Annotated in this window: 6 protein-coding genes and 2 pseudogenes; 6 read left to right on the top strand and 2 right to left on the bottom strand. The window is 71.1% G+C overall.

Annotation, left to right across the window (positions count from 1 at the left end; translation table 11 throughout):
- From F6X68_RS34410 to F6X68_RS26850, 5 genes and pseudogenes are all read left to right on the top strand, one after another.
- Positions 1-488, top strand: a pseudogene (locus tag F6X68_RS34410) (histidine kinase); the annotation flags it as partial.
- Positions 489-579: 91 nt separating this feature from the next.
- Entirely contained in the window at positions 580-1,002 is a 423-nt protein-coding gene (locus F6X68_RS26865; RefSeq protein WP_091629996.1) for a roadblock/LC7 domain-containing protein, read from the top strand.
- A 5-nt stretch (positions 1,003-1,007) separates the two neighbouring features.
- On the top strand, positions 1,008-1,394 hold the full coding sequence (locus F6X68_RS26860) for a DUF742 domain-containing protein (RefSeq protein ID WP_132240297.1): 387 nt from the start codon (positions 1,008-1,010) through the stop codon (positions 1,392-1,394).
- The gene (locus F6X68_RS26855) at positions 1,375-1,986 is read left to right on the top strand and encodes an ATP/GTP-binding protein (protein ID WP_132240296.1); all 612 of its coding nucleotides are present in this window, start codon (positions 1,375-1,377) and stop codon (positions 1,984-1,986) included. Before F6X68_RS26860 ends, F6X68_RS26855 begins: the two co-directional genes overlap by 20 nt.
- 711 nt (positions 1,987-2,697) lie before the next feature.
- On the top strand, positions 2,698-4,785 hold the full coding sequence (locus tag F6X68_RS26850; protein WP_151456885.1) for a polysaccharide lyase family 1 protein: 2,088 nt from the start codon (positions 2,698-2,700) through the stop codon (positions 4,783-4,785).
- Positions 4,786-4,840: 55 nt separating this feature from the next.
- Here the strand turns inward: F6X68_RS26850 and F6X68_RS26845 are convergent, their stop codons facing one another.
- Positions 4,841-7,696 (bottom strand): aconitate hydratase, encoded by a 2,856-nt coding sequence (locus tag F6X68_RS26845; RefSeq protein WP_151456884.1) that lies wholly within the window; start codon positions 7,694-7,696, stop codon positions 4,841-4,843.
- Between the two features lie 159 nt (positions 7,697-7,855).
- Here F6X68_RS26845 and F6X68_RS26840 point away from each other — a divergent pair, with 159 nt between their 5' ends.
- Positions 7,856-8,212, top strand: a complete 357-nt coding sequence (locus F6X68_RS26840) for a VOC family protein (RefSeq protein ID WP_132240294.1) — start codon at positions 7,856-7,858, stop codon at positions 8,210-8,212.
- Positions 8,213-8,700: 488 nt separating this feature from the next.
- Here the strand turns inward: F6X68_RS26840 and F6X68_RS26835 are convergent.
- Positions 8,701-8,875, bottom strand: a pseudogene (locus tag F6X68_RS26835) (C39 family peptidase); the annotation flags it as partial.

Genomic DNA, 8,875 nt, shown 5'->3' with positions numbered 1-8,875 from the left:
TGCCGACGACGGGCCCGGCCCTTGACCCGCGGCTGCCCGTGCGCCCCCGTGGCGGCTCCGAGCAGTACGCCCTGGACGGCCCGACCTTCCCGACCGGCCTGCCCGTGGCCGCCCGGCCCGCGCCGGCGGAGGCGCCCGACACGACGGGGACCCCCGCACCGGAGGCGGCCACCGGCTCCACGACGACCGGCGGTCCGGCGCCGACGGCCCGCCAGGTGACGGCGCGTACCGACTCGGGCCTGCCGGTCCGGGTCCGGCAGGCCAGCATCGTGCCGGAACTCCGCGATGATCCGGCCGCCGGCGGGGACGACGACGGGGACGACGACACGGCGCGCCCGCCGGAGCAGGTACGCCGGATGATGAGCTCCTACCAGACCGGCACCCGGCGGGGCCGTACCGACGCCGCCCGGCTGCTCGGTGGAGCGGGCGACAGCCGAACCGAGGCCGGCGAGGAACCCGACGCCGGCGACGACCTGCAAGCGACCTGACCGGTGCCGTCGCGGTGCGGGGGATCCCCGCACCGCAGCGGTCAGCCGAGACGAGCACGGCGACAACAGCCGGGGGAGAAGAGGACGACGAGTGGCGCAGAAGACGGCTTCGAGTGCCGACCTGACGTGGTTGCTGGATGATCTGGTCGGCCGGGTGAAGCAGGCCGACCACGCGGTCGCGCTCTCTACGGACGGCCTGTTGATGGCCGCCTCGCGAGGGCTGGGCCGGGACGACGCCGAGCACCTGGCGGCCATGGCGGCCGGCATCCAGAGCCTGGCCCGGGGCGCGGGCAAGCGCTTCGGCGGCGGGCAGGTGCAGCAGACCATCATCGAGATGCAGTCGTCGTTCCTGTTCGTCACGGCGGCCGGGCGCAACGCCTGCCTGGCCGTCCTCGCCAGCGAGGACGCCGACGTCGGCCTGATCGCCTACGAGATGGCGATGCTGGTCACCCGCGTCGGCAAGTACGTGGCGTCGCCCTCGCGGACCGGCGAGCAGCAGACCGGCGAGAAGTAGCCGCGATGACGGTGCAGGGGGAGTCCTCGGAGCACCAGTGGGTCGACGACCATGCCGGCCCGGTCGTGCGCCCGTACGCGATGACGCGCGGCCGGGCCCGGCCGGTCACCGGCACGTTCGACCTGATCTCCCTGGTGACGGCGACCCGTGCGGACGTGATCCCGGAGGTCGGACTGGGCCCGGAGCACCTGGCGATAGTCGGGCTCTGCCAGCGGATCCAGTCCGTCGCCGAGATCGCCGCCCACCTGGACCTGCCGGTGGGCACCATCCGGGTCCTGCTCGGTGACCTGGCGGCCCGCAGCCTGGTGCAGGTACGCGAGCCGCACACCACAGCCGGCCTTCCCGACAACAGCGTTTTCGAGGCGGTAATCAATGGACTACGGGCACTCTGAGCGGCCGGCGGGAGCGACGCCACTGCCCACCGCGATCAAGATCCTCGTCGCGGGTGGCTTCGGCGTGGGCAAGACCACCATGGTCGGTGCGGTCAGCGAGACGCGTCCGCTGCGTACGGAGGAGGTGTTGACCGAGTCCGGCGTCGGCATCGACGACCTCTCCGGGGTGGAGAGCAAGACGACCACCACCGTGGCGATGGACTTCGGCCGCATCACCATCAGCGACGACCTGGTGCTCTACCTCTTCGGCACCCCTGGCCAGGACCGGTTCTGGTTCGTCTGGGACGAGCTGGCGCTCGGCGCGCTCGGCGCGGTGGTGCTGGCCGACACCCGGCGGCTGGCCGACTGCTTCCCCTCGATCGACTACTTCGAGGGCAGGGGCACGCCGTTCGTGGTTGCGGTCAACTGCTTCGAGGGAAGCCGGCAGTACCGGCTCGACGAGGTGCAGGCGGCGCTCAACCTCGACCCGGGCGTGCCGGTGCTGCTCTGCGACGCGCGGCAGCGGGAGTCCAGCAAGGAGGTGCTCATCACGCTGATGGAGCACGCCATGAAGACCCGCGAGGCCCGCCGCCGCGCCGCCGCCACCGACTGACCGGCCCACCGTCACCACCGTGTAGCAGCCGCTACGGTGCCGCAGCCGCCGTCGCGCGGGTAGCGGCCGTTGGGGCTGCCCCGCGTCGCTGCCCGCTGCTCGCGTCGTTGCGGCTGCTCCGTGTCTGCTGCGTCGCTGTTGGCTGCGTCGCGTCCCTCGACGCGCAGACCGGATCTTGGCGAGAAACGGCCCCTATGGGGGCACGTCCGTACCAAGATCTCCGGACCTGCACGGGTGCAGCGCACCCGTGGGTTGGCAGCTCGCTTCCTTAGGTGTCCGTGCGCGTGGTGGCGGATTGGTCGCGGGGCCAAAGTGTCGCTGGGCTGGTGCCTACTCGAGCACGGAGCACACGCACAGAGCAGAGAGCGCACGCACAGAGCGCAGAGCACCCGCACGGAGCACACGTACGGAGTGCGGACCGCCAGGATCGACGGCGCGAGGTGCGCGCGACGGGGGCAGGGCCGATCGATTGACTTCGATCAGATGGGCTGCCTAGCATGGTGCTCGGAAAGCGCTTTCCGCCGTCCATCACCTGGCTGATCGCCGGTGCCGGTCCGCAACCCCGACGCGAACCAGTCCCCACTCGCGTCCGGTCCCGCGCGACCGCGCCCAGGCACCCGAACCCGCGCGACCGTGCCCCAGCATCCGAACGGCACGCGGCCCGTCGTGCGCCGGCTCCGGCGATCCGCCGTACGAGAAAGGCGGAACCTCATGCTCACGACCCTCAACCCGGACGGGCCGCCACGGCCCGGGCGTCGCCGACGGCTGCTCGCCGCCGTCGGCCTCGCCGCCGCACTGGTGGCACCGGCGTCACCGGCCAACGCCGCGCTCCCGACCACCCCGCCGGCTCCACCCGCCCCGACGGCCGCATCCGGCAACGCTCCGGCCGCAGCGGCATCCGGGACCGCCCCGCAGGCAGCGGCCGGCACCGCCTCGCGGACGGCGCCCGGCCCTGCTCCGGCTGCGGCGGCGGACGGGTTCGCCAGCGTCCACGCCCTCGGCCAGAACGGGACCACCGGTGGCGCCGGCGGGCCGGTCGTCACGGTCACCACCACCGCGCAGTTCCTCGACCACATCGCCCGCCCGGGGCCGTACGTCGTCCAGGTCGCCGGCACCATCACGCTGCCCGCCGGCGGCAACGACGGGATGTGGAACGTCGCCTCCGACAAGACGATCGTCGGTCTCGGCGACGACGCGACGCTCGCCGGCGGCGGGCTCAACATCGGCGTGCCCGTCGACGACGACGTGACCTCGCCCCCGGCGAACGCGGTACACAACGTCATCATCCGGAACCTGCACCTCACCGGCGCGACCGACGACCTGATCAACGTCCAGATGTTCTCGCACCACATCTGGATCGACCACAACGAGTTCTCCGACGGCGACGACGGCGCGGTCGACATCAAGCGTGGCTCGGACTTCGTCACGGTCTCCTGGAACCACTTCCACGACCACGACAAGACGCTGCTGCTCGGCCACGACGAGGACGCCGGCCCGCAGGACATCGGCCGGCTGCGGGTCACGTACCACCACAACTTCTTCGACCGCTCCGACCAGCGCAATCCGCGGGTGCGCTTCTCCGCGCTCGCACACGTCTACAACAACCACTACAACGACAACAGCTACGGGGTGGCCTCCACGTACGACGCCGCCGTGCTGATGGAGAACAACTACTTCTACAGCGTGAACAATCCGGGCCGGGTCGACTTCAGCGGCGACCTCGGGCGCATCGTCGAGCGGGGCAACATCCTGGTCGCCTGCAACCACGCGATCGAGACCCGGGGCACGGTGCCGGACCCGCGCGGGTACTACCCGTACACCCTCGACCCGGCCGCGAGCGTGCCGACCATCGTCCCGGCGGGTGCCGGGCCCGGCAGGACCACGGCCCTCGCCGCGCCGGCCTCCGTCGCGCCGGTGCCGGCCGTCGCGGGCCCGGACGGCTTCGCCGCCGTGGCGGCCCTCGGCCAGAACGGCACCACCGGCGGCGCCGGCGGGCCGACCGTGACCGCGACCAACGCCGCGAACTTCCTGGAACACATCGACACGGTGGGCCCGCTGGTCATCCAGGTCACCGGGCGGATCGCGATCACCAGCAAGCAGGGGGTACGCCCGAACAAGACCATCGTCGGGGTCGGCGACGCCGAGATCACCGGCGGCGGGCTGGACTTCTACCGGTCGTACAACGTGATCGTCCGCAACATCGACTTTACCGACGCGGAGGACGACGCGATCAACGTCGGCCAGAACTCGCACCACATCTGGATCGACCACAACCGCTTCTCCGGCGCGGTGGACGGCTCGGTCGACATCGTGCGCGGCGCCGACTACGTGACGGTGTCGTGGAACCACTTCGACCACGCGGACAAGTCCATGCTGATCGGCCACTCCGACGGCTCAGCCTCCACCGACGTGGGCCGGCTGAAGGTCAGCATCCACCACAACTTCTTCGACAACAGCCGCCAGCGGCACCCCCGGGTCCGCTTCGGCGAGCCGGTGCACGTCTACAACAACTACTTCCTCGGCAACGCCCTCTACGGCGTGGCGTCGACGGAGAACGCCGGCGTGCTGGTGGAGGGGAACTACTTCCGCGACGTGCCGCACCCGCTGTGGTCGGCGAGCGGCTACGCCGACAGCGGACCCGGCCGGGCGGTGCAGCGCCACAACGTGTACGTCGGCTCGGGCGCGCCGGAGACGAACGGCACGGTGGTCGAGCCGCGCACGTACTACCCGTACAGCCTCGACCCGGCGGCGGACGTGCCCGCCCTGGTCCTCGCGGGCGCCGGCACCGGCCGCATCTGAGCGGACACGCGAGGGGCCCCCTGCCGTCGTGGCAGGGAGCCCCTCGTCCGTGTCGTCAGTTGGCGATCATGCGACGCAGCACGTACTGCAGGATGCCGCCGTGCCGGTAGTAGTCCGCCTCACCCGGGGTGTCGATCCGGACCACCGCGTCGAACTCGACGCCGGTGTCGGTGCTGACCTTGACCGTACGCGGGGTCTGGCCGTCGTTCAGCGCGGTGACCCCGGCGATGGAGAACGTCTCCGTGCCGGTGAGGCCGAGCGACTCGGCGGTCTCGCCGGCCGGGAACTGCAGCGGGAGCACGCCCATGCCGATCAGGTTCGAGCGGTGGATCCGCTCGTACGACTCGGCGATGACCGCCCTGACGCCGAGCAGCATGGTGCCCTTGGCCGCCCAGTCGCGCGACGAGCCGGAACCGTACTCCTTGCCGGCCAGCACGACCAGCGGGATGCCCGCCTCCTGGTAGGCCACCGAGGCGTCGTAGATCGAGGTCTGCTCGCCGGTCAGGTGGTTGACCGTGAAGCCGCCCTCGACGCCGGGGACCAGCTGGTTGCGCAGCCGGATGTTGGCGAAGGTGCCCCGGATCATCACCTCGTGGTTGCCCCGGCGCGAGCCGTACGAGTTGAACTCGTGCCGCGGCACGCCGTGCTCGGCGAGGTACGACCCGGCGGGCGAGTCGGCCTTGATGGAACCGGCCGGCGAGATGTGGTCGGTGGTCACCGAGTCGCCCAGCTTGGCCAGCACCCGCGCCGGACCGATGTCGACGACCGCCTTCGGCTCCCGCTCCATGCCCTCGAAGTACGGGGGCTTGCGGACGTAGGTGGACTCGTCCGCCCAGGCGAACGTGTCGCCGGTCGGGGTGGGCAGCGACTGCCAGCGCTCGTCACCGGCGAAGACGTCCTCGTACGCGGCGCTGAAGCCGGTGGCGCCGATCGCCGAGGCGATGACGTCCTGGATCTCGGCGCTGTTGGGCCAGATGTCCCGAAGGAACACCGGGTTGCCCTCGCCGTCCTCGCCGATCGGCTCGTTGGCCAGGTCGATGTCCATCGTGCCGGCCAGCGCGTACGCGACCACCAGCGGCGGGGACGCCAGGTAGTTCATCTTGACGTCCGGGTTGATCCGGCCCTCGAAGTTGCGGTTGCCGGAGAGCACGGAGACGACGGCCAGGTCGGCCTCGTTGACCGCGGCCGAGACCTCCTCCGGCAGCGGGCCGGAGTTGCCGATGCAGGTGGTGCAGCCGTAGCCCACCAGGTGGAAGCCGAGCTTCTCCAGGTAGGGCGTGAGGCCGGCCCGCTCGTAGTAGTCCATGACGACCTTGGAACCCGGGGCCAGGGTGGTCTTCACCCACGGCTTGCGGGTCAGGCCCTTGTCGACCGCGTTGCGGGCCAGCAGGGCCGCGCCGATCATCACCTGCGGGTTGGAGGTGTTGGTGCAGGAGGTGATGGCCGCGATCACCACGGCGCCGTGGTCCAGCTCGTACTCGACGCCGTCGGCGCCGGTGACCCGGGTCGGGTTGCTGGCCCGCCCGCCGGAGCCGACCGCCGCCGTCTCCAGGTCGCGTGGCGCGTCGGCCGGGTCGCTGACCCCGTTGGCCGGGGAGTCGCTGGCCGGGAAGGACTCGGCGCTCGCCTCGTCGGCGTGGCCCTGCACGCCGAACGGCTTCTCCAACTGCGGCACGCCCGACTTGCGGCCACGGTCGCCGCCGGTCTCGTCGGCGGCCACGTAGTCGGTCAGCGCCGAGCGGAACAGGGTCTTGGCGTTGCCCAGCGGGACCCGGTCCTGCGGGCGCTTCGGGCCGGCCAGGGACGGCTCGATCGTGCCGAGGTCCAGCTCCAGGCGCTCCGAGTACTCCGGCTCGGCGTCCGGGTCGTGCCAGAGGCCCTGCTCCTTGGCGTACGCCTCGACGAGCGCGACCTGCGCGGCGTCGCGGCCGGTCAGCTCCAGGTAGCGGACGGTCTCGGCGTCGATCGGGAAGATCGCGACGGTGGAGCCGTACTCCGGGGACATGTTGCCGATGGTGGCCCGGTTGGCCAGCGGCACGGCGCTCACGCCCGGCCCGTAGAACTCGACGAACTTGCCCACCACGCCGTGCTTGCGCAGCATCTCGGTGATGGTGAGCACCAGGTCGGTGGCGGTGGTGCCGGCCGGCATCTCGCCGGAGAGCTTGAAGCCCACCACGCGCGGGATCAGCATGCTGACGGGCTGGCCGAGCATCGCGGCCTCGGCCTCGATGCCGCCGACGCCCCAGCCGAGCACGCCCAGGCCGTTGACCATCGTGGTGTGCGAGTCGGTGCCGACGACCGTGTCCGGGTACGCCTGGCCGTTGCGCTCCATGATCGTACGGGCCAGGTACTCGATGTTGACCTGGTGCACGATGCCCGTGCCCGGGGGGACGACCTTGAACTCGTTGAACGCGGTCTGGCCCCAGCGCAGGAACTGGTAACGCTCCTTGTTGCGCTCGTACTCCAGCTCGACGTTGCGCTCGAAGGCGTCCTCGCGACCGAACAGGTCGGCGATGACGGAGTGGTCGATGACCAGCTCGGCCGGGGCGAGCGGGTTCACCTTGGTGGCGTCGCCGCCCAGGTCCCGTACCGCCTCGCGCATGGTGGCCAGGTCGACCACGCAGGGCACGCCGGTGAAGTCCTGCATGAGCACCCGCGCCGGGGTGAACTGGATCTCGACGCTCGGGTCGGCGTCGGATTCCCAGGCGCCGAGCTGCCGGATGTGGTCGGCGGTGATGTTCGCGCCGTCCTCGGTCCGGAGCAGGTTCTCCAGGAGGATCTTCAGGCTGTAGGGCAGCCGTTCGTGGCCGTCCACCTTGCTGATCTTGAAAATCTCGTAGCTCGCGTCTCCGACGCGTAGCTGGGTCTTCGCACCGAAGGTGTCGAGGCTCGCCACGTCGTACTCCTTCACACCAGCGACCGTGAGTAGTCCTGAGCAGTCTGTCGCACCGGTCGGGGTGCCGCCGTGGTTAGGGGACACTTACCGCCGATCTCGTCGTCAACAAAACCGTACGTCCGTCTTGCTAACTTCGCAACCTCGTGCCATCGTTCGGGACGAGGAGGTGCCACCATGATCCATCACGTACAGCTCGCTTGCCCACGCGGCTCCGAAGAGGCGTCGCGGGCCTTCTACGTCGGGGTGCTCGGGATGACCGAGAAGCCCAAACCGCCCGCCCTCGCGGCCCGTGGCGGCTGCTGGTTCACCGGGCACGGCGCGGAGCTGCACCTGGGCGTGGAGGACGACTTCCGGCCCGCCCGCAAGGCCCACCCCGGCCTGCTGTGGCCGGACCTGGACGCGCTCGCCGCCCGGTTGGTCGCCGCCGGGTACCCGGTGAGCTGGGGCGACGACGAACTGCCCGGGCTGCGCCGATTCCACTCCCAGGACGCGCACGGCAACCGGCTGGAGTTCCTCGCCCCGATCGACTGACCACCGGCGAGTTGCTCGCCTCGGTCGGCTGCCCTGCCGGCGGATGCTGGAGGTTGCTCGCGTTGGCCGGCCGTCCTGCCGGCGGACGCGGAAGCTTGCTCGCCTCGGTCCGCTGCCCTACGCCTACCACGACCCGATCGACACCCTGCTTGCCGGCGGGCGCTGGAGGTTGCTCGCGTTGGTCGGCTGACCTGTCGGCGGACGCTGGACTTTGCTCGCCTTCGGTCGGCTGACTGTCGGCGGATGCTGGAGTTTCTCGCCTCGGTCTGTGCCCGCCCGGGTGGGCGACGCTGGCCGGCCGCCGCGGGTGCCCCCGGGCTCTGGCTGCGGCTCGGCCCCGGCTGCCGCCCTGGGCCTCGGCTTCGGCTCGGCCCGGCCTACCCGGCTACAGACGTTGGGTGAAGGTGAAGACGACAAGGGCCGGCCCCTTGTGGGGGCCGGCCCTTGTCGTTGGGGTGTTGCTGGGCGGCGCGTGTCGTTGGTGTGTGTCAGGCGGTGTAGCCGCGGGTGGCGATCCAGTCGGCGAGGTTGTCGATGCTCATGCGGTAGGAGGCCTGGTTGGGGTTGGCGGAGTCGGCGATGGTGACGGTGTTGCCGTTGTCGCGGTAGCCGACGACGCTGATGTAGTGCCCGCCTTCGAAGGAGTGGGTGGTGCCGTCGGTG

The sequence above is a fragment of the Micromonospora sp. AMSO12t genome (assembly GCF_008806585.1).
GTDB lineage: Bacteria > Actinomycetota > Actinomycetes > Mycobacteriales > Micromonosporaceae > Micromonospora > Micromonospora reichwaldensis.
This window is presented reverse-complemented; position numbering and strand designations above follow the sequence as displayed.

Bases quoted from the DNA above. Each gene is read 5' to 3' on its own strand.
- F6X68_RS26860 (WP_132240297.1), top strand. From the start codon at position 1,008: ATGACGGTGCAGGGGGAGTCCTCGGAGCACCAGTGGGTCGACGACCAT.
- F6X68_RS26855 (WP_132240296.1), top strand. From the start codon at position 1,375: ATGGACTACGGGCACTCTGAGCGGCCGGCGGGAGCGACGCCACTGCCC.
- F6X68_RS26850 (WP_151456885.1), top strand. From the start codon at position 2,698: ATGCTCACGACCCTCAACCCGGACGGGCCGCCACGGCCCGGGCGTCGC.
- F6X68_RS26840 (WP_132240294.1), top strand. From the start codon at position 7,856: ATGATCCATCACGTACAGCTCGCTTGCCCACGCGGCTCCGAAGAGGCG.